Annotated in this window: 15 protein-coding genes; 10 read left to right on the forward strand and 5 right to left on the reverse strand. The window is 74.3% G+C overall.

The window, feature by feature from the left end; genetic code table 11:
- The first annotated feature begins 53 nt into the window (after positions 1 to 53).
- From IG02_RS0134090 to IG02_RS0134100, 3 genes are all read left to right on the forward strand, one after another.
- Positions 54 to 1,172 (forward strand): glycosyltransferase family 4 protein, encoded by a 1,119-nt coding sequence (locus tag IG02_RS0134090; protein ID WP_030757076.1) that lies wholly within the window; start codon positions 54 to 56, stop codon positions 1,170 to 1,172.
- Complete coding sequence (locus tag IG02_RS0134095) at positions 1,169 to 2,335, forward strand: glycosyltransferase (RefSeq protein ID WP_037805068.1); 1,167 nt, start codon at positions 1,169 to 1,171, stop codon at positions 2,333 to 2,335. Before IG02_RS0134090 ends, IG02_RS0134095 begins: the two co-directional genes overlap by 4 nt.
- A gap of 402 nt (positions 2,336 to 2,737) precedes the next feature.
- Positions 2,738 to 6,385, forward strand: coding sequence for a hydantoinase B/oxoprolinase family protein (locus IG02_RS0134100; protein WP_030757082.1), 3,648 nt, complete (start codon positions 2,738 to 2,740; stop codon positions 6,383 to 6,385).
- Between the two features lie 82 nt (positions 6,386 to 6,467).
- Here IG02_RS0134100 and IG02_RS0134105 read toward each other — a convergent pair whose 3' ends face one another.
- From IG02_RS0134105 to IG02_RS0134120, 4 genes are all read right to left on the reverse strand, one after another.
- On the reverse strand, positions 6,468 to 7,946 hold the full coding sequence (locus IG02_RS0134105; protein ID WP_030757084.1) for an ABC transporter substrate-binding protein: 1,479 nt from the start codon (positions 7,944 to 7,946) through the stop codon (positions 6,468 to 6,470).
- A 7-nt stretch (positions 7,947 to 7,953) separates the two neighbouring features.
- Entirely contained in the window at positions 7,954 to 9,933 is a 1,980-nt protein-coding gene (locus tag IG02_RS0134110) for a hypothetical protein (RefSeq protein WP_030757087.1), read from the reverse strand.
- Between the two features lie 286 nt (positions 9,934 to 10,219).
- Complete coding sequence (locus IG02_RS0134115) at positions 10,220 to 11,680, reverse strand: alkaline phosphatase D family protein (RefSeq protein WP_078855049.1); 1,461 nt, start codon at positions 11,678 to 11,680, stop codon at positions 10,220 to 10,222.
- A complete protein-coding gene (locus IG02_RS0134120; protein ID WP_030757092.1) occupies positions 11,677 to 12,255 on the reverse strand; it encodes a hypothetical protein in 579 nt (192 codons plus the stop codon). Before IG02_RS0134120 ends, IG02_RS0134115 begins: the two co-directional genes overlap by 4 nt.
- A 226-nt stretch (positions 12,256 to 12,481) precedes the next feature.
- Here IG02_RS0134120 and IG02_RS0134125 point away from each other — a divergent pair, with 226 nt between their 5' ends.
- From IG02_RS0134125 to IG02_RS0134135, 3 genes are all read left to right on the forward strand, one after another.
- The gene (locus tag IG02_RS0134125; protein ID WP_030757095.1) at positions 12,482 to 14,026 is read left to right on the forward strand and encodes a hypothetical protein; all 1,545 of its coding nucleotides are present in this window, start codon (positions 12,482 to 12,484) and stop codon (positions 14,024 to 14,026) included.
- A 136-nt stretch (positions 14,027 to 14,162) separates the two neighbouring features.
- Entirely contained in the window at positions 14,163 to 15,155 is a 993-nt protein-coding gene (locus IG02_RS0134130) for a hypothetical protein (RefSeq protein WP_030757098.1), read from the forward strand.
- A 156-nt stretch (positions 15,156 to 15,311) separates the two neighbouring features.
- Positions 15,312 to 20,066 carry a hypothetical protein gene (locus IG02_RS0134135; RefSeq protein ID WP_030757101.1) on the forward strand — a complete coding sequence of 1,585 codons (4,755 nt, stop codon included), beginning with the start codon at positions 15,312 to 15,314 and terminating at the stop codon, positions 20,064 to 20,066.
- A 238-nt stretch (positions 20,067 to 20,304) separates the two neighbouring features.
- Here IG02_RS0134135 and IG02_RS0134140 read toward each other — a convergent pair whose 3' ends face one another.
- Positions 20,305 to 20,805 (reverse strand): hypothetical protein, encoded by a 501-nt coding sequence (locus tag IG02_RS0134140; protein ID WP_420707819.1) that lies wholly within the window; start codon positions 20,803 to 20,805, stop codon positions 20,305 to 20,307.
- A 457-nt stretch (positions 20,806 to 21,262) separates the two neighbouring features.
- On the opposite strand from IG02_RS0134140, the gene IG02_RS0134145 reads away from it, so the two are divergent.
- From IG02_RS0134145 to IG02_RS0134160, 4 genes are read left to right on the forward strand one after another with little or no spacing between them, the layout of a single operon-like run.
- On the forward strand, positions 21,263 to 24,229 hold the full coding sequence (locus IG02_RS0134145) for a nitrate- and nitrite sensing domain-containing protein (protein ID WP_030757106.1): 2,967 nt from the start codon (positions 21,263 to 21,265) through the stop codon (positions 24,227 to 24,229).
- Positions 24,226 to 24,669 carry a roadblock/LC7 domain-containing protein gene (locus IG02_RS0134150; protein WP_030757109.1) on the forward strand — a complete coding sequence of 148 codons (444 nt, stop codon included), beginning with the start codon at positions 24,226 to 24,228 and terminating at the stop codon, positions 24,667 to 24,669. Before IG02_RS0134145 ends, IG02_RS0134150 begins: the two co-directional genes overlap by 4 nt.
- Before the next feature lie 10 nt (positions 24,670 to 24,679).
- Positions 24,680 to 25,075, forward strand: a complete 396-nt coding sequence (locus IG02_RS0134155) for a DUF742 domain-containing protein (protein ID WP_030757113.1) — start codon at positions 24,680 to 24,682, stop codon at positions 25,073 to 25,075.
- Positions 25,056 to 25,661 (forward strand): GTP-binding protein, encoded by a 606-nt coding sequence (locus tag IG02_RS0134160; protein WP_030757116.1) that lies wholly within the window; start codon positions 25,056 to 25,058, stop codon positions 25,659 to 25,661. The genes IG02_RS0134155 and IG02_RS0134160 overlap by 20 nt, the downstream gene beginning before the upstream one ends.
- The last annotated feature ends 58 nt before the right edge of the window (positions 25,662 to 25,719 follow it).

A 25,719-nucleotide genomic window follows, 5' to 3' on the forward strand; every position in this document is an offset into this window, starting at 1 on the left:
CGCGGAAAGATCCTCGTTGGCGGGGACACGCTCGGTACGACGACAACACGCATATGCGTGTCGTCATCGTCACCGAGTCCTTCCCGCCCGACGTCAACGGCGTGGCCCACTGCGCCCTCCAGACCGCGCGGCACCTTGCCGCACGCGGTCACGATCCGCTCGTCATCGCGCCGGCCGTCGCCGGCGCCGCCGAGACCGACGCCCCGTGCCCGGTGGTCCGCGTACCGTCCCTGCCGCTGCCCGGCTACCCGCAGGTCCGGGTGGCCCTGCCCAGCCGGCGCGTGGCGGCCACCATCGCCGCGCACCGGGCCGACCTGGTCCACCTGGCCGGGCCCTTCGTCCTCGGCGTACGGGGGATGACGGCCGCGGCGCGGCTGCACGTCCCCGCCGTCGCCGTCTACCAGACCGATCTCGCCGGCTACGCCCGGACGTACGTCGGGGCGGGCGAGGCCGCGGCCTGGCGCCGGATCCGCGCCGTGCACTCCGCGGCCGACCGCACGCTCGCGCCCTCCGGCGCCGCCGTCCAGGACCTCGTCGAGCACGGGGTGCCGCGGGTGCGGCTGTGGCGGCGGGGTGTGGACACCGTACGGTTCCGGCCCGAGCTGCGCGACGAGGCGCTGCGCAGGCGGCTGGCGCCGGACGGGGAGCTGATCGTCGGGTACGTCGGCCGGCTGGCGCCCGAGAAGCAGGTCGAGCTGCTGGCCGGCGTGTGCGAGCTGCCCGGCGTGCGGGTCGTGATCGTCGGGGACGGCCCCAGTGAGGCATCGCTGCGCGGCGCGCTGCCCGGCGCCGTCTTCCTCGGCCGGCGGACCGGCGCGGAACTGGCGCGGACCTTCGCCTCCTTCGACGTGTTCGCGCACACCGGGCCGTACGAGACCTTCTGCCAGACCGTGCAGGAGGCCATGGCCGCCGGGGTGCCGGTGATCGCGCCCGCCGCCGGCGGCCCGCTGGACCTCGTGGACCACGGACGTACGGGCCTGCTGGTCACCCCGCACGACGCCGGCGCCGTCACGGCGGCGGTACGGGAGCTGGCCTGGGCCCCCGCGCTCCGCGCGGCCTACGGGCGCGCGGGCCGGGCCGCCGTCGAGGGCCGGACCTGGGAGACCGTGGGGGACCAGCTGCTCGGCCACTACGACGAGGTGCTCGGAGCGCGTACGGCGGTGGTCGCGTGAGCGGGCTGCGGATCGTACGGCTGGCGAACTTCGTCACCCCGTCCTCCGGTGGGCTGCGCACCGCGCTGCGGGAGCTGGGCCGCGGGTACCTGGCGGCCGGGCACCGGCCGGTGCTGATCGTGCCGGGTGAGCGGGCGACCGACGAGGACACCGCGCAGGGCCGGGTGATCACTCTGCCGGGGCCGGTGCTGCCGGGCACCGGCGGTTACCGGGTGCTGACGGCACGGCGGCGGCTGCGGGCCGTGCTCGAAGACCTCGGCACCGACCGGCTGGAGGTCTCCGACCGCACCACGCTGCGCTGGACGGGGGAGTGGGCCCGGCGCCACCGGGTGCCCTCCGTGATGGTCTCCCACGAGACCGCGGACGGGGTGCTGCGCACCTGGGGGGTGCCGGGGACGGCGGCGGAGCGCGCGGCCGACCGGCTGAACGCGCGCAGCGCGTGGGCGTACTCCCGGATCGTGTGCACGACGGAGTGGGCGGAGCGGGAGTTCCTGCGCATCGGCGCGCGCAACGTGGTGCGGGCGCCGCTCGGCGTGGACCTGGTCCGCTGCCGGCCGGACCGGCGGTCGGCGGGCCTGCGGGAGCGGTACGCGCGCGGCGCCGACGTCCTGCTGCTGCTCGGGTCACGGCTGTCGGTGGAGAAGCGGCCGGGAACCGCGCTCGACACGCTGGCGGAGCTGCGGGCGCGGGGCGTGCGGGCGGTGCTGGTCGTCGCCGGGGACGGGCCGCTGCGCGGTGGGCTGGTCCGGCGGGCCCGGGAGCGGGGGCTGCCCGCGCACTTCCTGGGACACGTGGGTGACCGCGCGGAGATGGCCGCCCTCCAGGCGTCCGCGGACATCTGCCTGGCGCCCGGCCCGGCCGAGACGTTCGGGCTGTCGGCGCTGGAGTCGCTCGCCTGCGGCACCCCGGTGGTCGCGAGCGCGTCGTCGGCGCTGCCGGAGGTGGTCGGCGACGCGGGGGTGGCGGCGACGGACACGGCGCACGCGTTCGCCGACGGCGTCGAGGACCTGCTGGCCCGCCCGGAGCGCGGGCGCCGCGCGGCCGCGCGCGACCGCGCGGAGCTGTTCGGCTGGGACAGGGCGGTGGCGGCGTTCCTGGCGGCCCACGACGTACCGCTGCCGAGGATCCCGGCTCCGCGCGGCCCGGGCGGAACGGCGGGATGACGTCCGGCGACCGGCCCCGGCCGGGCGGGACCGGGGCGCACGACGAGCGCGACGTGACGCGGGTACGGTCCCGGAAGGAACCGGAGCCGGGTCCGCCCGGGGCCCTTCCGTCGGCGACGCCGCCCGCGCGTCCACAGGCGCGGGCCGCGCCGCCCCAGTGCCCGAGTGGCCCTGCCGGATCCGCGGATCTCGCGGCGGCCGTCGGGCCGGGTGGCCTCGGGATGCCGACCGGGCCTGGGGCGTCTGCCGGGCCGTCGTGCCTGCGCGGCGCTGTCCCGCCCGCGGACCTCAAGGCGCCGACCGGTCCCGGGGCCCCGGCCGCGCCCTCGCGGCGGCGGGCCGGGCCGCCGCCTCCGCCGCCACGAAAGGCGCCCCCACCGCCCCCGCGACGAGAATGGGGGGATGACCGCACAGGCCGGACGCTGGGAGTTCTGGGTCGACCGGGGCGGCACCTTCACCGATGTCGTCGGCCGACGCCCGGACGGCCGGCTCGTCACCCGCAAACTGCTCTCCCACCACCCCGAGCGGTACCGGGACGCCGCCGTCGCCGGCATCCGGCTGCTGCTCGGCCTCGGCCCGCGCGAGGCGATCCCCGCCGACCGGATCGACATCGTCAAGATGGGCACGACCGTGGCCACCAACGCACTCCTCGAGCGGCGCGGCGAGCCGACCGTCCTGCTGATCACCGAGGGCTTCCGGGACGCCCTGCGCATCGCCTACCAGAACCGGCCCCGCCTCTTCGAGCGGCACATCGTGCTGCCCGAGGCCGTCTACGACCGTGTCATCGAGGTCCCCGAACGCGTCGACGCCCGGGGCGACACCGTACGGCCCCTCGACACGGACGCCCTCACCGAGGGGCTGCGCGCCGCCCACGCCGACGGGTTCCGCGCCGCCGCCGTCGTCCTCATGCACGGCTACCGCCACCCCGCACACGAGAAGGCCGTCGCCGACGCCGCCCGCGCCGCCGGCTTCACCCAGGTCAGCTGCTCGCACGAGGTCAGCCCGCTCATCAAGATCGTGCCGCGCGGCGACACCACCGTCGTGGACGCCTACCTCTCGCCGATCCTGCGCCGCTACGTGGACGAGATCGCCTCCGAACTGCGCTCCGTGCGCCTGATGTTCATGCAGTCCAACGGCGGCCTGCGGGAAGCCGCCCACTTCCGCGGCAAGGACGCCGTCCTGTCCGGACCGGCCGGCGGCGTCGTCGGCATGGCGCGCACGTCGCGGCAGGCCGGCCACGACCGAGTCATCGGCTTCGACATGGGCGGCACCTCCACCGACGTCTCGCACTACGCGGGCGAGTTCGAACGCGAACTGGGCACCCAGGTGGCCGGGGTGCGGATGCGCGCCCCCATGATGAGCATCCACACCGTCGCGGCGGGCGGCGGCTCGGTCCTCCACTTCGACGGACAGCGCTACCGCGTCGGCCCCGACTCCGCGGGCGCCGAGCCCGGCCCGGCCTGCTACCGGCGCGGCGGCCCCCTCACCGTCACCGACGCCAATGTGATGCTCGGCCGCATCCAGCCCGCCCACTTCCCGGCGGTGTTCGGCCCGGACGCGGACCAGCCACTGGACACCGACGTGGTGCGGGAGCGCTTCGCGGCCCGCGCCGAGGAGGTGCGCGCGGCGACGGGGACGCGCCGTACGCCCGAGGAGGTGGCCGCCGGTTACCTGGAGATCGCGGTCCTGAACATGGCCAACGCGGTGAAGAAGATCTCCGTGCAGCGCGGGCACGACATCACCCGCTACGCCCTCACCAGCTTCGGCGGGGCGGGCGGCCAGCACGCGTGCGCGGTCGCCGACGTCCTCGGGGTCGACACCGTCCTCGTGCCCCCGCTCGCCGGGGTGCTGTCCGCGTACGGCATCGGGCTCGCCGACGCCACCGCCATGCGGGAGCGGTCCGTGGAGGCCGAGCTGGACGACCGTACGGAGCGCCGGGTGCGCGAGCTGTGCGCGTCACTCGCCGAGCGGACCCGGGCCGAACTGCGCGCCGACCGGGTCCCGGACGACGCCGTCACCACCCACGCGCGGGTGCTGCTGCGCTACGCGGGTACGGACGCTAGCCTGCCGGTCGAGCTGGCGGACGCCGCCGCCATGACCGAGGCGTTCGCCGACCTCCACCGCACCCGGTACGGCTTCACGACGGACAAGCCCCTGGTCGTGGCGGCCGTCTCGGTCGAAGCCGTGGGTGCGGCGGGGCCGCACACCCCGTACGAGCCACCGCGCTCCGACGCGCCCGGCGGAGGCGGACCGTACGCCACCGTACGGATGTTCACGGACGGGTCGGTACGGGACGTCCCGCTGCACCGCCGCGACGACCTGCGCCCCTCCGACACCGTCACCGGTCCCGCCGTGATCGCCGAGTCCGACGCCACCACCGTGGTCGACCCCGGCTGGCGGGCGGTGGCGGCCGAGTCGGGGCATCTGGTGCTGACCCGGGTGACCCCACGGCCCGGGCGCGTCGCGGTCGGTACGGACGTCGACCCCGTTCTCCTGGAGGTCTTCAACAGCCTCTTCATGGCGATCGCCGAGCAGATGGGCGTCCGCCTGGAGAACACCGCGCACTCCGTCAACATCAAGGAACGGCTCGACTTCTCCTGCGCGCTGTTCGACGCCGACGGCAACCTGATCGCCAACGCGCCGCACATCCCCGTGCACCTCGGTTCGATGGGCGAGTCCATCAAGGAGGTGCTGCGCAGGCGGCGCGGCGCCGGAAGCCGCGAGGGCGAGGACGACGAGACCGGGCGCACGCTGCGGCCCGGCGATGTGTACGCCGTCAACGACCCGTACCACGGCGGCACCCATCTGCCCGATGTGACCGTCGTGACCCCGGTCTTCGACGAGCGGGGCGAGCGGCCGGCGTTCCTGGTGGCCTCGCGCGGCCATCACGCGGAGATCGGCGGCATCTCCCCGGGTTCCATGCCCGCCTTCAGTTCGACCGTGCACGAGGAGGGCGTCCTCTTCGACAACTGGCTGCTCGTCCGGGACGGCCGGTTCCGGGAGGCGGAGACGCGTCGGCTGCTCACCGGCGCGCGGTACCCCTCCCGCGACCCGGACACCAACCTCGCCGACCTGCGTGCCCAGATCGCCGCCAACGAGAAGGGCATCGCGGAACTGCGGAAGATGACCGGGCAGTTCGGCGTCGAGGCCGTCCAGGCGTACATGGGGCACGTGCGGCGCAACGCCGAGGAGTCGGTCCGCCGCATCGTCGCGGAACTGCGGGACGGCTCCTGCCGCTACGAGACCGACGGCGGCGCCGTCATCGCGCTCGCCCTGCGCGTGGACCGCGAGGCGCGCTCCGCCGTCCTGGACTTCGCCGGCACCTCGCCCCAGCTGCCCGGCAACTTCAACGCCCCGACGTCCGTGGTGATGGCCGCGGTGCTCTACGTCTTCCGGACGCTGGTGGCCGACGACATCCCGCTCAACAGCGGCTGTCTGGAGCCGCTGGAGGTCCGCGTGCCAGACGGTTCGATGCTCGCGCCCGCCTACCCGGCGGCCACGGTCGCCGGCAACGTGGAGACCTCCCAGGCCGTCACCGGGGCGCTGTACGCGGCGCTCGGCGTCCAGGCGGAGGGCTCGGGGACGATGAACAACCTCACGTTCGGCAACGACCGGGTGCAGTACTACGAGACCGTGGCGAGCGGTTCCGGCGCGGGCGACGGCTTCGACGGCGCGGACGCCGTCCAGACCCATATGACCAACTCGCGGCTCACCGACCCGGAGGTGCTGGAGTGGCGCTACCCGGTGCGGGTCGAATCCTTCTCCGTACGGGAGGGCAGCGGCGGCGCCGGCGGCTGGCGGGGCGGCGACGGCGTCGTACGGTGCCTGCGCTTCCTGGAGCCGATGACCGTGACGCTGCTGGGCGGCCACCGCAGGGTGCCCCCGTACGGAATGGCGGGCGGCGGGGCGGGCGCGCTCGGCGAGAACGAGATCCACCGGGCGGACGGCACGGTCGAGCCGCTGCGGGGCGTCGACACGGTGGAGGCCGGCCCGGACGACGTCCTGGTCGTCCGCACCCCGGGCGGCGGAGGATACGGGCCGCCGGGGTGACGGAGAAACCCTGGTCGGCCGGTCTTCGCGGGCCCGCGAAGACCGGCCGACCAGGACCTCCGCCCCGCTGTCCGGGCTCACGTCACCGGTCCCCGGTCGGCCCCGTCCGGCCCGCCACCACCTCCACCAGGTCCGCGCGGCCCCGGGAGTTGAGCCGGAGGATCGGGACCGCCTTGTCGCGCGGATTGCCGTTGTTCTGGAAGGAGAGGAAGCCGCTGGCGCCCGCCACCGGCTGGCCGTCCATCTGGTGGAACATCCGGCCCACCGCCCTCCCCGTCACATCCGGTCCGCCGGCGGCCAGTTCGATGCCGTGGGCGGCGGTGAGGACGGCGTCGTGAGCCATGATGTCCTGGCCGTCGTAGCGGTCGTCACCGGGGAACCACCGGTCCATCCGCCCGCCCTTCTGGAAATGGCTCGCCGACAGCTCGGACACCTTGTCAGGGGCGTCGCTCCACATGTCGCGGTGCGCGAGACCCGTGTAGAGGACGCGAACGGCCCGCTGGGAGGCGAGTTCGATCTGCTCCCGGTTGAGGTTCGAGGTGTCGTCGCCGGCGACCACCGTGAACGTCCGGTCCGTGCAGCTGCGGTTGGCCAGCGCGTCCAGGAAATGGGTGAGATGGCGGCCACGGCCCGCGAAGTAGATGACCTCCGGCTTCTTGTCGCAGATGTTCACGGGGATGTTGCGCAGCTCGGTCTTCCAGACCCCCGGTGCTCCCGAGGAGTCGAACGACATGCTCTCCGCGGCCAGTTCGCGCCGGTCGTCGGGGAACGCCTCGACGAACGCCTTGGCCAGGCTCTTCGCGTACAGGTTGCGGCCCGCCATGTCCTGGACGACGACCGCCCGGCGGAAGCCCGCCTTCTTCAGGTAGTTCGCGGCGGCGTACGCCTCGGCCACGTTGTCGGGCCCGACCCGCACGAAGCCGGGGATGTTCTGGATGGTGGTGTCGCTCATCGTGCTGGCGACCGTGGCGATCCCGTGCTCCGAGAGTTTCCTCAGCGCGGCCAGGTTGCGGTCGGTGCTGGGACCGAGTCCGGTCACGGCGACCAGCTTGTCGTCGGTCGTCGTGCGGTCGATCAGCTCGTCGACGGTGTGCTCCCATTCGGCGGAGCTGCTGCCCGTGTTGGCCACCAGCAGCCGGATCTTGGGGGAGGAGGACAGGTCCCCGCGGTTGTGCCGGTACTGCGCGAGGTAGGCGCCCTCCAGCTCGTGCCGCACCGAATCCTCCGAGTTGCTGTCGTCGTCGGTGAGGGTGAAGGAAGTCATGTACGCGACGCTCACATACGGTTCCTTCTTCTTCTCGGCCTCCGCGACGACCTGGTCGTTCTCCTTCCGGATCCGTTCCTCCACCAGCTCCAGGTGGTCGGCGAAGACCCACGAGCCGTCGGTGACCCCCACGCACTCGCCGCCGTCCCCCCGTTTCACGACGCCGTCCGCGCAGCGCGCCCTGACGTCCCCGATCCGGTCGACGGCGAGCGGGATCCCCACCGCGAGCACGGCGACGACGGCCACGGCCATCACGACGCGGCGGACGACGTGCAACGGCCATTCGAGTCTGCGCATCCGGCTCTCACCCCTCGCTCGTGGACGTCAGCGGATGGCGCCAGTGCCGATAGCGCTCCGCCTCGTTGAACAGGGCCACGACATCGTTCCTCCGCAGCCGCGACAGCTGGTTGAAACCGTCCGCGATCAGATCGGTCAGCCGCATCCCGGGGTCGGCGAGCGGATCGCTCCACACCCACCGGGCCGTGACCAGCTCCCGTATCACCGACTCCGCGCCGAGCCCCCGGTCGCCGGCGCCCGCGCCGAGTTCCGCCAGCAGCTCCAGCGGTCCGCCGGCGGAACCGAACCGGTTGGGCGCCGCCGTGATCGCGCCGAACTCGCTGATCCACTGGGCCGCGGGCACCACCGGGAAGCGATCGATCAGATAGCCCGTCACCTCGTCGATCCGGCCCCAGGCCAGCCGGTGGTACATCTCCTGGACCGGGCGTCCCTCGGTCCGGAAGTGCTCCGCGAGCAGTTCGTGCACCGTGTCCCAGTCGTCCGGGCGCCGCGCCAGCCGCCACAGCAGCAGCCGGCGCGGCCAGGGGTGCAGGGCCGGCGTCACGGTCTCGGGCCCGAGCAGCAGCCAGCGGGCGCGGATCTCCCCGAACAGGGTGTCCCCGGGGCTGAGCACGCGGACGCCGACGGACAGGTCACGAGCGGCGGCGCATTCGGCGAGCGTGCGCCGGCGCCCCTCGTCGAGCCCCTGGAGCAGGTGGTCCAGAGCGGCGTCGGCGAGGGTCGGCGCGCTCTCCCCCTCGCGCAGCGTCCGGTCGGGCAGGGTCCGCAGCCAGCGGTCCTGCTCCGGTCCGTCCGCCGGGGCGCCGGAGTACCGGAAGGTGTCGAGCACCTGGTGCACCGCGCGCGGCAGCCCGTGGGTCAGCCGGTGCACGAACGGCGCCAGCCGGGTGAACGGCGCGAGATCGGGGTGGTGGCGGAGCTCCAGCTCGATCCGGACGCGCACCTCGTCGAGGTTGAGGTCGCGCAGCCGCAGCGGGTACCACCAGGTGTCGTCGCTGTCGCGCGTCGGCCGGTGCTCGCTCCAGTCCGGCAGGGAGGCCCGGTCGGGGACGCGCGGCCGCCACGGCCACGCCTCGCCCGTGGTGGTGCCCCAGCGGGGCAGCCAGCGGTTCGAACTCGCGACCACGGTCAGCGGGTCACAGGGCAGATCGGCGACGACCGTGTCGTCGTGCCGGGCGCGGATCAGCAGGTCCACGAAGCGGCGGCCGTACTCCGTGTGGCAGTTGTCCAGCAGGAGCAGGTACGAGCGGGGCGTGAACGAGCGGGCCGTGTTGCGCCGCAGGTCCGCCAGGAACGCCGAGAACAGCACCCGGTCCAGCCGCTCCCCGTCGGCCGCGTCACCGCCGTGCCGCCACAGGTTCAGCTCGACCAGCGCCTCCCACGGGTCACTGCTCCTGATCAGCCGGTGCTCTCCGTACCAGGAGGCCCCGGCGGTGAACTTGACGCCGGGCATCCGCCGGCGCCCGATCCGCACGGCGTCCCGCAGCACGGCGACCGCCGCGGTGGAAGCGCCCTCGGGAGCCCCCACCGCGCCGGCGGCCACCTCGAAGAACGCGGCGAGATAGTCGCCGTGGCGGGCCTCCGCCTGCTCCTGGAACTCCTCCAGCTCGCGCCGGATGGTGCGCCTGCCCTGGGCCAGGCTGGTCATCCGCAGCTCGTGGTCGGAGGCCAGCAGCCCCAGCGTCAACCGCGGGAAGTGCGAGCGCCGGTACCGGGGGAGCTTGCGTTCCAGCTGCCGGGCGAGCAGCGCCAGGCCGTAACGCGGCAGGAGCGCGTGCTCCCCGGCGAAGTTGACATACGCGAACGGGTGCTCGGGCCCGAAACGCTCCATCAGCGTGCTGTGCACCTCGCTGGCGCCACTGCCCCGGGGCCCCAGCAGGATCGTCACCGGCCGTTCCGCCGTCGGCGGCTGCTCCAGGCACTCGTCGACGAGCGAGACGACCGCCCGGCGGCCCCGCAGGCCGATGCCCACCCCTGATTCCGTCATACGCCCCAGCTCCCCCGTAGCCTCGGCGACCCCCACGGACTTCCATGGGACGACACAGAAGAGTTTATCGCGGAGGTATGACAACCGACGCTGCTTTTGCGGCGGTTGGTGCGCCACGGAACGGAGGTGGCCCCCGCGGTCCCCGGACCGGCACGGTCCGGCCGCGGCGACGGTGCCGCGGCCTTCACGTGTGCCGGACGTCATGACGGACGGCGGCCTGTCCCGCTCCTAGGGCGTGTTTCGAAAGTCCCGCCTGGCTCGCGACGCCTGGCACGCACTCCCCCAGCTACCGCTGGGAGGTGCCCCCTGCTGCGTTGTCGGAGTCGTTGAAGCGCCGCGGCGTGACCTCGTAGACGTCGTAGCCGTAGCGGTTGCCCTCGAAGTACTTCAGGTGCGGGTTGGCCGCGCCCATGACCGGGCCGTTGGTCCGGTTCCAGTCCGCGGAGTAGGCGCCCGACGTGATCGAGTGCGCCGTGAACTCCGTACCGATGACCGGTGACGACGTGTCGTCGAAGTCCGGCCGGATGTCGTCCACGAAGGCGGAGTGCCAGTCGCCGGTGACGACGACGAGGTCCTCCAGGCCGCTGGTGTGGACGTGGTTCAGGACCTCCTCGCGCTCGGCGAGGAAGCCGTCCCACTGGTCGGTGAACATGTACGGGCCGCCCGGCCGGCCGCGCAGCTGGCTGAGCATGATCGAATTCGCCCAGACGTGCCAGGAATCGGGGGCGCCGTCGACATTCCGCTTCAGCCAGGACTTCTGCTCGGCTCCCAGGATGGTCCCGTCGGCGAGATTCTGTGCCGAGCGGTACGAGCGCAGATCGAGGATCGTCAGTTCCAGCAGGCCGCCCCAGCGGCGGGTCCGGTGGATCACGGGGTCGGGGAGGGACCGGGTACCGGCGTCGCGGTGCGGCATGTTCTCGTACCAGGCCTGGTACGCGGCCGCGCGGCGCTGCAGGAAGGGGGCGCCGCCGCCCGTACCGGAGTAGTCGTTGGCGACCTCGTGGTCGTCCCACGTCAGGAACCAGGGGTGGGCTGCGTGGGCGTCGCGCAGGGAGGCGTCGCCCTTGTAGAGGGCGTGGCGGCGGCGGTAGTCGGCGACCGTGAAGACCGCCGGGCCCTCGTGGTCGCGGACGACGTCGGCGGGGACGCCGCCGACCTGGCCGTGCTCGTAGATGTAGTCGCCGAGGTGGAGGACGAAGTCGACGTCCTCCCGGGCGATGCCGCGGTGGGCGGCGTAGAACCCGTCGTGGAACGCCTGGCAGTTGGCGGCGACGAAGCGTACGGAGGCGATGTCACCGACGGGCGCGGTCTTCGTCCGCCCGGTGCGGCTGGTTCTGCCGAGGGCCTTGAAGGCGTACCAGTAGCGGGTGCCGGACGACAGCCCGGAGACGGGCACGTGCACGCTGTGGCCGAGCGTCGCGGAGGCGGGGACGGTGCCGCGGGCGACGACGCGCCGCATCCGGGGATCGGCGGCGACGACCCACTCGACCTCCACGATCTCGGGCAGTCGTTGCTCGGCGGCGAGCGGCTCCGGCGCCAGGCGGGTCCACAGGACCACGCTGTGGGGCTGCGGATCCCCGGAGGCGACGCCGAGGGTGAACGGCGCGGGATCGTAGTCCGCGCCGAGCGCCTCGGCGGCCTCGCGGGCCTGGGCGGGCGAGAGCCCCGCGCTCAGCGGCCAGGCGAGGTTCAGCGCTCCGGCCGCGCCGGCGGCCTTGAGCAGATCACGTCGGTCGAGCCCGGTCATTTGTCTCCCCCGGTGGCGGTCAAGGTGAGCGATATCGCGTCGGCGTAGCCGTCGTTGGACGTCCCGCCGCCGCTGCGGGTGAGGACGAGCAGCACGCGCGCCGTACGCGCGCCGGGCGGAACCGCCGCCGACGCGGTGCGCTCCACGAGGGCGGTACGCGACTGGCGCTCGGCGGCGGTCACCGGGCCGAGCACGGAGAGGGCGAGCGGCGTGCCCCTGCCGTCCCTGAACTCCACGGAGAGGCGGGCTCCGTCCTCCTGTCCGGCGTATCCGCCGAGCCAGCCGGCGAGCGTGTACCGCACCCGGCCCGCGTCGACGTGCGCCCGCCCGGTCCTGCCCCGCGCGGGCAGGACGATGTCCTGGGCGAGGCTGGTGAGCGGGCTGTTCCCGCCGGAGAAGAACCGGCTGCCCCGGGCCGGCGGCCCCGGGTCGGCGGGGGTCGGGTAGCCGCCGCCGAGGCTGTACGCGATCAACGCGGGCGCCCCGTCCCGTACCTCCCACCCCGTCACTTTCCCCACCGGCTCCGCGGACCCGCCGGGCCCGCTCTCGGCATTGCCGTTCACCACGAGATTCACTCGCGCCTCCCCAGTCCGACTTCGGCATGCGCATATCAGCAGCCCAGAATGAACTGACGAGGACACTCGGGGGAACAGTGACTCCGGCGTGGGCCGGCGGCCACGGCCCCCGACGGGGCGGTCGGAGCACGCGGCCGGGCGCCGACCGGCCGGAAGCGGACGTTGATCCCGGGGCCGCTCTGCGCCGTTTCGACCGTTGTCAGTGCGAGGACATAACCTGTGCTGCGTGACTTCGCCTGCCTCGACGGACGCCGTTCCGCCCCAGCTCAGCGCGGGGCCGCGGCCCGCCCTGGGCCCGGCCGCCGACGAAGGGCTCGCGCGGCGGCTGCGCGCGCTCGCCTGCACCGCGCCGCTGCACGACCTGGACGCCCGCAAGGCCAACCTGGCGGGAGAGTACTCGGTCTACGCGATGGCCGAAGTCGCGCTCGCCGCCATCGATCTGGTCACGCTGAACATGGACTTCGACACGGGCGCCGACCACGAGCAGATCGTCTCCCGCCTGCTCCCGCGCGTCGCGGCCCAGGCGCCGGCCCGCCCGGCGGACGAGCACGAGCGCGTCGCCCGCTGGGTGCTGGAGAACCTGATCAACGTCGGCAGCGTGGACCGCGGGTTCCGCGCGGTCTACGGCACGTTCGGCCCGGACGGCGTGTACACCCGCAGGGACTACGACTTCAAGCTCGTCGAAGAGGTTCCCGGTCACGACGGCAGCGTCTACCTGCGGACCACCGACGAAGCGGTGAACGTGCTGGTGGGCGCCCTCGACACGGATGTCACCAGTGCCCAGATCGCCGCCGAGGTCAAGCTGGAGGTCCTGATCAGCCGGGGGCGCCTGGCCGACGCGCAGCTCGCCGCGGAGCAGGCCCGCTACCGGACCGTGCAGTACGCGGAGACGCTGCGCAGGACGCTGGAGGCGACCCGCCGCAACGTGCGCGCGGTGGACTGGCTCAACGCCGTACCGGACCTGATCGACGAGGCCCTGGCCCATGTGGCCGACCGCTACCGCCACGAGAACGCGATCCTGACCAACATCCGCAAGGCGCGCGACGAGGCCGAGACCGGCTCCGACCCGAAGACGGCCGAGCACAAGCGGCGAGCCGCCGAACTGGTCGACATCGTCAAGGACTGCATCCGACGCCACACGCAACTCCAGTCCCGGCTGCTGGAGGCGGGCCCGCTCTTCCGCGCCGAGCAGGACCGGCAGGCGTTCGCCCGGCCCGCCGCGCACACGGGACTGGACCTGTACGGGCAGCTGCTCGCCCCGCTGCTCCCGCTGCCCGTCGAGCGGGCGACGCGCGTGACGGACGCGTTCTTCGCCCGGGGCACGGGCCTGCGCACGCCCACGTCCGTACGGGTCGGGGACCTGGTCGACCTGCTGCTGACGCCCCCCGCGGAACGGGCACACCTCGGCGCCGAGATGCCGGAGCCGGACCTGATCGCGACGCCGGACGACAGCCGTTTCAGCGAGGAACAGCTGGCGAGCGCCAAGGAACTCCTCGACCTGGAGCACGACGCGCCGCGCCGCCTCTCCGGGCTGCTGGCGGAGGCCCGCCGCCGTGACCCCGACCTGCCGTACCTGGTAGCCCTGCTGGCCGTCCACGCGGCGAGCCCGCCCGTGGGCACGGCCTACCGGCAGGGCGAGGAGCGGCTGTTGTTCGCCGTGGACGACGGGACGCCGCTGGACGACCCGGAGTTCGGAGGCGCCGACCTGATCGTGGGGACGGCGCGCCTGGACGCGGCGGGGATGGCGGCGGACCGGACGGAGGCGGCGTGACGTGTGACACGCGACGACCGTCCGGCCGTGCCGCCCCGCATCCGCCCGGCCACCCGCCCGACCGACGCACCCGACCGACGCACCGCGCACCCCACGGCCCCGGCCGGAAGGTGAAACCCGCCAAGGAGCAACACCCGTGAGTGACCACCACGCAGAGCTCCACGACGCGTGGACCGGCCCGGCCGAGCGCGGCGAGACCGCGCCCCGGGAGGAGACCGTCGCCGCCGCCCTCGAGACCGCCGGCGGCGACGGCGTCGACGCGGCCGAGCCGGCCGCGAGCGGCGGCCCCGCCCCCGGCGCGGGCAGCGGCGTCACACCCGCCGACGCCGCGGACGCCGCGCGGCTCGTGTCGTTCGGGCTCCAGCCCAAGCTGCTCCCCGCACGCGACGCCGAGTACGCCGAGCTGCTGCGCCGCTACCGCGAGGACTCCTCCTTCGCGCGGCTCGCCGACGCGGTCGCCACCGGATTCGGCCTGGTGGTGCTGGAGGTCTCGCCCCGCGCCGGAATGGCCGTGACGGCGGGCGAGGACTCGGTCTTCGCGGTCCGCATGGGCGACTACGCCCGCCGTGCCGCCACGGACTCCGCCGACCGGTTCCTGCACGGTCTCGCCCATCTCGCCGTCGCGGCACTGGCGTTCCCGAGGCCGGAGGACCTCGCCGACGACGGATACATCGGCCGGATCACCGTCAACGGCGTCGACGCCTTCGTCCGGCAGGCATGCCGCAGGCTCGCGGAACGCGCCGAGGAGGAGGGAGCCAACACCGACCCGTCCACGGACGCCCCCGGCCTGGAAGCGGCCTGGCGGATCTACGCCCGGCGCAGTTCCACCGGCGCCACCAAGGACGCCCGCCGCCTCGCCGGTTCGACCACCGGAATCATCGCCAAGGCCGTCGCGTTCCTCGCCGACTCGGGCTTCCTCCAGCGCACCGGCGACGACGCCGGAGGCGCCTACCGCACGACCGCCCGCTACCAGCTCCAGGTCCGCGACATGGCCGGTCACGCGGCCCTGGCCGAGCTGCTGGAACTGGGCGTCGTCCCCGTCGGCGACGGCTCCGCCACGCTCGTGGCGCCGCCCGACGGGGACGACCTGGAGCTGACCGCCGACGCCGGCCTGCCCTTCCACGCATGACCGCCGACCCGAGCACCCCGGGCACCGCCCAGGACCGTCCGACCGCCGCCACCACCATGTGACCGACGTCCGACCGACCCACCCGGCCACGACCGCCGCCCACCGGCCACCGCCGCACCCACCGCCCACGTCCCCTCCCCACGAGAGTCCGCCGCCATGTACGAGCTGTCCCGGGTCCGCCTCTACTCCATCGGGCCCGCCGGTGCGCGCTACGCCGACACCGTGCTCGACCTGCGGGGCGTGGGCGCGCCCGTGCCGCGTCCCGCGCCCACCCAGGCGGAGTTCTTCGAGGAGGAGCCGACGGGCCCGCCGCGCCGCCCGGCCCCGGCCGGCGTGCTGTTCCTGGAGAACGGCGGCGGCAAGTCCGTGCTGCTCAAACTGATCTTCTCGGTGATGCTGCCGGGACACCGCAACACCCTCGGCGGCGCCAGCTCCGGTGTGCTGCGCAAGTTCCTGCTCGCGGACGACTGCGGCCATGTCGCCCTGGAGTGGCAGCACACCCTCACCGGCGAACTCGTCGTCGTCGGCAAGGCCAGCGAGTGGCGCGGCCGGCAGGTGTCCAACGACCCGAGGAAGTTCGCCGAGGCCTGGTACTCGTTCCGGCCGGGCCCCGGACTCGGCCTCGACTCCCTGCCGGTCGCCGAGTCCACCTCCGTACGGCCGCCCGTCGAGGGGGCCTCCGGAGCGCGCGGGCGCCGCCGGACGATGAAGGGCTTCCGGGACGCCCTCACGGAGGCGGGCAAGGTGTACCCGCACCTGGACGTCCACTGGGAAGAGATCCACGACCGCTGGAACGAGCACCTCGGAGACCTCGGACTCGACCCCGAACTCTTCCGCTACCAGCGCGAGATGAACGCGGACGAGGGCGAGGCGGCCGGCCTGTTCGCCGTCAAGAAGGACTCCGACTTCACGGACCTGCTGCTGCGCGCGGTCACCGACACCCGCGACACCGACGGACTCGCCGACCTCGTCTCCGGCTTCGGCAACAAGCTGGGCCGCCGGGCCGAGCTCAGCGCCGAGCGCGACTTCACCGCCGGGTCCGTCGACCTGCTCGGCCGGATCGTCGACGCCACCGGGACCCGCGCCCGCGCCCGGGACGTCCACACGGGCGCCGAGCGCCGCGCCCGTACGCTCGTGCGCCGCCTCGCGGCGCGGGCGGGCGCCGAACGCGAGCGGGTCGCCGACCTCGCCCAGCGGGTCACCGCCGCCGCGCACACGGTGACCTCGGCCGACCAGGCGCGCGGCCGCAGCTCACTGATCGCCGCCGAACTCGCCTACCGCCACGCGTCCCTGGCCCTGACGGCGGCCGAGAAGCGCGCCGCCGCCCAGCGCCGCGAGCTGACCGACGCCCGTACGCTGCACTCCGCCTGGCAGGCCGCCGAGGCCGTGCTGCGGCACCGGGCCGCCGCCGACCGCTCGGCCAGGGTGGCCGCCGCGATCCGGGAGGCCGAACGCGACGCCGCGCCCGCCCTCGCCGCGCGCGCCACCGCGGCGGCCGATCTCGTCCGGGCGCTGCAGGCCGCCGCCGAGGACGGCGAACGGCTGGCGAACGAGGAGGAGGAGCGCTCCGCCGCCCTCCAGGAGGCGGGCGAGGCCGCCCACCGCGACGCGACGTCCGCCGCCACCGAGGCGCAGCGCGCCCGCAGCGAGGCCGGACACCTGCGTCAGCGCCTGGCCGAGGTCGAGCAGGAGACCGCGGAGGCGGTCCGGGCGGGCTGGCTCGACGACAGCACGCCGGACGCCGATCCGGCCCGCGCCGCGCTCGCCGCGACCGACGCCGAGAAGGCCGCGGTCGCCGCCTGGGAAGCGGCACGGGAGGCCGCCCGCGGCGCCGCGGATCGGGCCAGGGAGAGCGCGTCGGCGGAGTCCCGCGCCGAACTGGCCGCCGCCAGGGCCGCCGACGCCGCCCAGGCGGCGGAGCGCCGTTACGACGCGGAGCGCCGCGCCGCCGAGTCCATCGCGCGCGACGAACGCCTCGCCGAGCTGATGGGCCTGCCCGCGGCCGTCGCCGCCGTCGGCCGCGTCCCCGCGCCCCGCGGGGCCGGCCCCACGGGCGCGGACTCCGCCGGTACCGGCGGCCCGCGGCAGGACCGGAGCCCGGGGAGCGGTGAGGGGCCCGCGGCCACGGCCGGGCCCGTCCCCCGAGCGGCGGAAGGCCCCCTCGGCGCCGAGGACCTGGACCGGTACGCCGACGACCTGCGCGAACTACTCGACGGGAACGTCGCATCCGCCGAACGGCAGCTTTTCGAGCTGCGCACCGCCGCGGCCGACGACGCCCGTATCCTCGGCGCGCTCGGTGACGGCGGTCTGCTGCCGCCCGGCCCCGACGTCCTCGCCACCGTCGAGTTCCTGGGCGAGCAGGGCATTCCGGCGCTGCCGGGCTGGCGCTACCTCGCCCAGTCCGTGGACCCCGCCGACCACGCCGCCGTACTGGCCGCCCGGCCCGAACTGGTCGACGGCGTCGTGATCACCGACCCCGACTCGCACGCCCGCGCGCGGGAAGCGCTCGCCGGGGCCGCGCTGCTGCCGCGCTCCACCGTCGCCGTGGGCACCGCCGCCGCGCTGCTGGCGCCCGTGCCGGGGCCCGGGGGCGGTGGCACGGACGACGGAGCGGTGTTCCTGGTCCCGCCGAATCCGGCCATGCACGACGAGCACGCCGCCGACGAGGAGCGGCGGGCGCTGCGCGCCCGCGCCGCCGCGCGCGACGAGGAGATCAGCCTCCTCGCCGCCCGGCTCACCGGCGACCGCTCGCTCGCCGCCCGGCTCGGATCGTGGCGCGCCGACTGCCCGCCCGGCATGCTCCGGGAGCTGTCGGAGGCGGCCAGGACCGCCGGGAAAGCCGCCGAGGCCGCCGAGGCCGCGCTCGCCGAGGCCCGTACCGCGCGCGCCGAGGCCGACGAGGCCGCCACCGAGACCGCCCGGGTCCGCGACGAGCGGCAGGAGGCGGCCCAGCGCGCCCGCCGGGCCGCGGACGCCCTGTCCGGCCTGGCCTTCCGGCTCCGCGAACGCTCCCAGTGGCAGACCAGGCTCCGCGAACTGGCCGACGACGCGGCGGAGTCGGAGGCCCGTGCGGCCGTCTGCCTGGAGCGCGCCCGGGCCGCCGACGAGGACCGCAGGGCCGCCCAGCGCGCGGGCGACGACGCCCGGCGCACCGCCCGCGCCCTGCGTGCCGAGCGTGCCGAGATCGCCGGCGCGCCGGAGAACGTTCCGGAGGCGGATCCGGACGCCCCGCGCGCCGCGCTGCCCGCCCTGCGCGAGGCGTACCGCGCCGCCTCCCAGCTGTACGAGAAGGTGGGCGTCGGCGCCGACCTGCGGGCCGAACAGGCCCGCGCGGAGAGCGACGAGAGCGCCGCGCTCGCCGAACTGGACCGGCTCACCAACAAGGTCCGCACCCGCGCCGCCCAGCTCCTCGAATCCCCCGACGGAGCCGACGGCCCGTCCCGGCAGGCCGCCGCCGCCCGTGCCGAGTCACTCGTGCAGATGCTGGAGTCCCGCGCCTCGGCCGCCAGCGAACAACTCGGCCGGTTCCGCGGCGAGGCGGAACGGCTGGCTCCGGAGGACGGCGACGCGCACACCGAGCTGCCCGAGGACCTGGTCCCCGCCGACGCCGACCAGGCGCAGACCCTGCTGCGTACCGCGACCAACGAGCTCGCCGAACGGACCGACGCGCTCGAATCCGCGCGCGCCGCCCACGCCGAGCTGCTCCACGCCCACCGCGCCGCCGAGGACGCGGCGAGCGGCTTCGACGAGACCGCCGCGCTCCTGCGCGACCTGCTGCGCGGCGCGGCATCGGAGGAGGCCCCGGGGCGGGGCGGCGACGAGGAGGCCCCGCAGGTGCCCGAGCCCTACCCCGGCACCCTGGAGGAGGCCCGCGGCGCCACCGCCGAGGCCCGCCGCTCCCTGCGCGGCTGCGCGTCCGACCTCTCCACCGCGGAGGCGGGCGTCCGCGAAGCGTGCGACGTGCTCGTACGGCACGCCAACTCCACGCGGTACGAGCAGGTGCGCACCCCGGCCCGGCAGCAGATCCGGGAACTGCCCGCGTCCGCGCTGCCCGAGCACGCCGCCGCCTGGGCCGAGGCGTTCGCCCCCCGGCTGCGTGTGCTCACCGACGAACTCGCCCAGCTGGAGCGCAACCGCGATTCCATCGTCGACCGGCTGCGCGGCCTGGTGGAGTCCGCGCTGACGACGCTCCGTTCGGCCCAGCGGCTCTCCCGGCTGCCGGAGGGGCTGGGCGAGTGGTCCGGACAGGAGTTCCTGCGGATCCGCTTCGAGGAGCCGGACCGCGCGACGCTCGCCGAGCGGCTCGGCGAGGTGATCGACGAGGCGACCAGCGCCGCCCTGAAGAAGAACTCCGACCTGCGCAGGGACGGAATGTCTCTGCTGCTGCGCGGCGTCCGGGCCGCGCTGCAGCCCAAGGGCGTGGCCGTCGAGATCCTCAAGCCCGACGCGGTGCTGCGCGCCGAACGCGTCCCCGTCGGACAGATGGGCGACGTCTTCTCGGGCGGCCAGCTCCTCACCGCCGCCATCGCGCTCTACTGCACGATGGCCGCCCTGCGCAGCAACGACCGCGGCCGCGACAAGCACCGGCACGCGGGCACGCTCTTCCTGGACAATCCGATCGGCCGCGCCAACGCCACGTACCTGCTGGAACTGCAACGCGCGGTGTCCGACGCCCTCGGCGTCCAGCTCCTGTACACCACGGGCCTGTTCGACACGACGGCGCTCGCCGAGTTCCCCCTCGTCATCCGCCTGCGCAACGACGCGGACCTGCGCGCCGGGCTGAAGTACATCAGCGTGGAGGAGCACCTGCGCCCCGGACTGCCCCAGCCGGACCCGGACGGGGAGACCGTCCACGGAGAGATCACCGCGACCCGGATGTACAAGCGGGCCCCGGAGCCGGCCACGGACTGAGCCGCGCCCCGGCGCCCGCACACCGCCCTCCGCACAGCGCCCGTCGCACCCCGTCCGTCGGCCCGGGCGCCCGCACCCCGCGTACCGGTCACCGCACCCCGCGTACCAGTCACCGCGCCCACCGCCCGGCGCGCGCAGGGGCCATGCGCCTCCCGGCGGGCACACCGGTCGCCGCGCGGACCGGCCCTCGCACACACGGCCTCCGGCGTGCACCGGCCCCGGCGTGCACCGGCCGCCGTCACGGAGTGACGGCACTCCGTATGCGCGCGGCGTCCCGCCGCTCCCGCCGCGCCGCCCGGCGGGCCCTGCGCCGCTCCCGGCGCAGCTCTCGTGCCGTACTGCTGGGGCTGGACACCACCCCGTGACGCTGGACCCACACCTGGCGGGTCACCCATACGTCCAGTACGCCCCAGGTCGCCAGCACCGTGGAGGCCACGCTGCTCAGCACCATGGGGAAAGCCAGCCAGGAACCCGCGAGCGTGCTCAGGAACGCGACCATGGCCTGAATCAGCGTCACCGCCATGAAGATCACCGCGCGGACCGCGGCCGTACGCACCGGGTCCGGCAGCCGGTAGCGCTTCGCCGGCTCCTCGACCCACAGGCTCCGGGGCACGCCCGCGAACCCGCTCTCCGACGCGGCACCGTGCCGCTCCTCCGTCTCCCTCAACGGTCCCTCCCCACCCTCATGTCCGCCTTCCGCGGTCATGCCCGTCGCCTCGGGCCCGGGCCCGTGCCACATGGTGCCCCGACGGGCACCGCGTGTCCGCCAGGCCCTGTCCTGGGGCACCTGGGAAGCAATTGCCCCGCCCCCGGCCGCCCCACGCCGGCCGGGAACCCGAACGTGTCATGCGAAACCACCCGCAGTGCCGCAACGTCCCCGGATCCCCGAACAATCCGCACACAGAAGGACGAATGGCAGGCCCGGAAGATTCCCATGTCATCATCAACCCCGCGATGAACCAAGCGATTTCGGCCATCCGGCGTGACCGGTCACATGGCGTCCAGCCAGGTCTCCCGCCTCCCGACGACGGGCGTCATCTCACCGTGTACCGGGACAACCCGTCACCAATGTGCCACCCGAAGGCCGAAAAACATCCGGATGTGTCTTCGAGTTGCCGGTGTGACAGTAGTAGGCTCGCGCCGTTTGCTGATGGAGCATCCCCCGTGACAGGCAGGGGATCGAGCTGGGGGAGGCCATGCGCTTTCGCGGGAAATCCATCCGCCGGAAGATCGTGGCGCTGCTGCTCGTGCCGCTCGTCGCGCTCACCGGCCTGTGGGCGTTCGTCTCCGTGCTCACCGGCGACCAGGCGGCTCAACTCGTCGACGTCAGACATGTCATCAACAAAGTCGGCCGCCCCGTCGAGGCGAGCATCCGGGCTGTCCAGGCCGAACGCCGTGAATCGCTGATCTACCTGGCCGATCCCACGGCCTCCGGCGCGCTGGCCGATCTGCGCGCCCGGCGGGCCGACACCGACGACGCCGTCGCACGTGTCAAGAGAAACGTCACTCCTGACGTGCGCGACCGGATGGACGGCATCTCCTCCGAGCGGTACACCGCGCTCGTCAAGTCCCTTGACCTGCTGGACCTGATGCGCCGCTCCGTGGAGGAGAGCACGGTCACCCGTGAGAAGGCGCTGAACTTCTACAACCAGCTCATCAATCCCAGCCACACCTTCCTCGCCTCCCTCTACGGACACGAGGACGTGGACGGGGACAACTGGGGCCGGGCGCTGGTCGGTTTCGACCGCGCCAAGGAGATGCTCTCCCGAGAGGACGCGCTCGTCTCCGCCGCACTGGTCTCGCGCGAGTTCACCTCCGGCGACCTGCGCGCGATCTCCGACCTGATCGCCAGTCGCACCATGCTGTACGAGACGAACCTGTCCGACCTGCCCCTCTCCGACCGGGTGACCCTGGAGCAGTACTGGCGCACCCCGGCCACCCTCGCCCTGCGCGAGACCGAGAACACCCTCATCGGGGACGGCGCCGCCAAGAAGGCATCGCTCACCCTGCGGGGCTGGGAGGACGCCACCGCGCCGGTCCTCGAGGACCTCACCCGGGAGAGCGCCGAGGCCGACGCCCTCTACCGGGCCCACATCGACCCCGTGCGCCGTGCCGTGTTCGTCAGGCTCGCGGTCGCCGGCACCGTCGGTTTCGCCGCGCTCTTCGTCTCCGTGCTCATCTCCGTACGGATCGGCCGCGTCCTGATCCGGGACCTGTCCCAGCTGCGCAGGGAGGCCCACGAGGCCTCCGGCGTACGGCTCCCCAGCGTCATGCGCCGTCTCGCCGCCGGCGAGCAGGTCGACGTGGAGACCGAGGCGCCCCGGCTCGAATACGCCAAGGACGAGGTCGGCCAGGTCGGCCAGGCGCTCAACACCCTGCAGCGCGCGGCCGTCGAGGCCGCCGTGAAACAGGCCGATCTCCGCCGTGGCGTCTCCGAGGTCTTCGTCAACCTCGCCCGCCGCAACCAGGTGCTCCTCCACCGCCAGCTCACCCTCCTGGACACCATGGAACGGCGTACGGAGGACACCGACGAACTCGCCGACCTGTTCCGCCTCGACCACCTCACCACCCGCATGCGCCGGCACGCCGAGGGCCTCGTGATCCTCTCCGGCGCCGCGCCGTCCCGGCAGTGGCGCAAGCCCGTCCAGCTGATGGACGTGGTGCGCGCCGCCGTGGCCGAGGTGGAGGACTACGAACGCATCGAGGTCCGCAGGCTGCCGCGCATCGGGGTCGGCGGCCCCGCCGTCGCCGACCTCACCCACCTCATCGCCGAACTCCTGGAGAACGCCACGGTGTTCTCGCCCCCGCACACCGGGGTGCAGGTGCACGGCGAGCGGGTCGCCAACGGTTTCACCCTCGAAATCCACGACCGCGGCCTCGGCATGGCCCCCGACGTGCTGCTCGACGCGAACCTGCGGCTCGCCGAGACACCCGAGTTCGAGCTGTCCGACACCGACCGCCTCGGCCTGTTCGTGGTCAGCCGGCTCGCTCAGCGGCAGAACGTCCGGGTCTCGCTCCAGACCTCCCCGTACGGCGGCACGACCGCCATCGTCTTCCTGCCGTCCGCGCTGCTCACCGACGCCCCCGACACCGAGGGCACCGGCTTCCGGCTCGACCGGAAGAAGACGCTGGAGGGCAGGCGCGGCCGGAACGAGGGCGGCGGCCGGCGCGCGGCGCTGGCGCAGGTCCCCACGGGCCGGGGCGGCGACCCGGACGTGCTCGACGGCCCGGTCGAACTCGAGGCCCCGGTCGGTTCCCTGGAGGCGGAGCGCGGGCCGGCCCTCGGCACGGGCGGCGGCCTCGGCGACCTGGAGGACACCGAGAGCGAACGCGGCGGCCTGTTCCGCGCCCGCGAGCTGGGCCGCGACCGAGGCCATGACCGTGATCGGGATCATCACCGCGACCGTGACCGCGACGGCGAGCACCCGCGTGACGCGGACGGCCATGGCGCCGTGGAGATCCTTGACGTACGGGCCGGGCTCCATCCGCGGGACCCCCGGAACGCTCGTGACCCCCGTGACATCCGAGACTCGCGCGACTCCTGGGACGAGGGCCGTGCCCCGCGGGACCGGCGCGACGGACGGGGCATCCCGTCCCCACGCGGGCGCCACGACCCGTACCGGCAGACGCGCGACGGCGGTGGCTCCGATCTCCCGGACGACCTGACCGGGACGCCGCGCCGCAAGCCCCCGACGCTGGTCGTCGACCGTGGCCGGCGCGTGGACGACCCCGACCGCGGCCCGTCGGCGTCCGGCACCGGAGGCCACAGGTCCGGCGAGCGGGCCGGCGGACCGGGACCCTGGAGCAGTGGATCCGGTGGAACGGGGGGCCCGGGCTCGGGCCCGGACACCGGGCCGACCGGCCCGGGCGGACCGAGACGTGTACCGTCGGACGAGGCCCAGACCCTGATCGGCGGCCTGCCCAGGCGAATCCGGCAGGCCAGCCTCGCCCCCCAGCTCAGGGACGCGGCGCCGCCCCCGGAACGCTCCAGCGGGCGGACCACGGGCGCCGACCACGAGAGAGACCGGGACGCGGACGAGGTGCGCGACCGCATGGCTTCGCTGCAACGCGGCTGGCAGCGCGGTCGCCGGCAGAACGCCGCCGAGGACGCCACCCGCGCCGGCGAGACACAAGGAACCACATCGGAGGGGGACGGTCGATGACCGCACCGAATGCCGCAGCACGCACGTCGACCGATCCGGGCCGCGTGGGGGAGCTCAACTGGCTCCTCGACGAACTCGTCGAGCGGGTCGCCAGTATCCGCAAGGCGGTGGTGCTCTCGGGCGACGGTCTCGCCACCGGTACGTCCAAGGACCTCACGCGCGAGGACGGCGAGCACCTCGCGGCCGTCGCCTCCGGTTTCCACAGCCTCGCCAAGGGCGTCGGCCGGCACTTCGAGGCGGGCCAGGTCCGGCAGACCGTGGTGGAACTGGACGAGGCCTTCCTCTTCGTCACCGCGGCGGGCGACGGCAGCTGCCTGGCCGTCCTGGCCGACGCGGACTCCGACGTCGGCCAGGTCGCCTATGAGATGACGCTCATGGTCAAGCGGGTCGGCGTCCACCTCGGCACGGCGCCACGGACCGGTCTGCCCACCGGTGGGTGAGTAGGCCGAGATGAGTGACGCAGGTCAGGATACGCAGCACTGGTTCGACGGCGAAGCCGGACCGGTGGTACGTCCCTATGCGATGACGCGTGGCCGCACGAGCAGCACGGTGCGCCACCGGCTCGACCTGATCGCGGTCGTCGTTCCCGAACCCGCGGCCGAGGACCCCGGCCGGGACCAGACGCTCTCCCCGGAGCATGTGGAGATCGTCGAACGCTGTCGTGACACCCCCCAGTCGATCGCCGAGCTCGCCGCGGGACTCGACCTCCCCGTCGGGGTGGTCCGGGTCCTGGTCGGCGACCTCGTCGAGGACGAACTGGTCCACGTAACCCGTCCCGTTCCGCCGGCCGAACTGCCGGACGTGAACATTCTCCGCGAGGTGATCAATGGCCTTCGGGCGCTCTAGCCACCGGCCGCGTCCGGTCTCACCGGTGACGCTGAAGCTCCTGGTGGCCGGTGGTTTCGGCGTGGGCAAGACCACACTGGTCGGGGCGGTCAGCGAGATCAGACCGCTGCGGACGGAAGAGACGCTGAGCGAGGCCGGCCGGCCCGTGGACGACGTCGACGGGGTGGAGGGCAAGACGACCACCACGGTCGCCATGGACTTCGGCCGGATCACCCTCCGCGAGGACCTGGTGCTGTACCTGTTCGGCACCCCCGGCCAGGACCGGTTCTGGTTCCTCTGGGACGAACTCGCGCAGGGCGCCCTGGGGGCGGTCGTGCTGGCGGACACCCGCCGGCTCGCGGACTCCTTCGCCGCGGTGGACTACTTCGAACGGCGCGGCATCCCCTTCACCGTCGCGGTCAACTGCTTCGAGGGCGCCGACCGTTTTCCCGCCGGGACCGTGCGCGCGGCGCTCGACCTCGACCCCGAGGTGCCGCTGATGATGTGTGACGCGCGTGACCGCGAATCCGTCAAGGAAGTGCTGGTCGCGGTGGTCGAACACGCCCTGAACCGGGCGACGCTGCGCCGCGAGCCCGCCGTGAACTGACAGGGCCGCCGGTGCGCCACGTGCCCGCCGCCCGCGAACCGGCGACCGGCTCGCCCGC

It is taken from the genome of Streptomyces sp. NRRL F-5135 (assembly GCF_000719775.1).
GTDB classification, from domain to species: Bacteria; Actinomycetota; Actinomycetes; order Streptomycetales; family Streptomycetaceae; genus Streptomyces; species Streptomyces hebeiensis.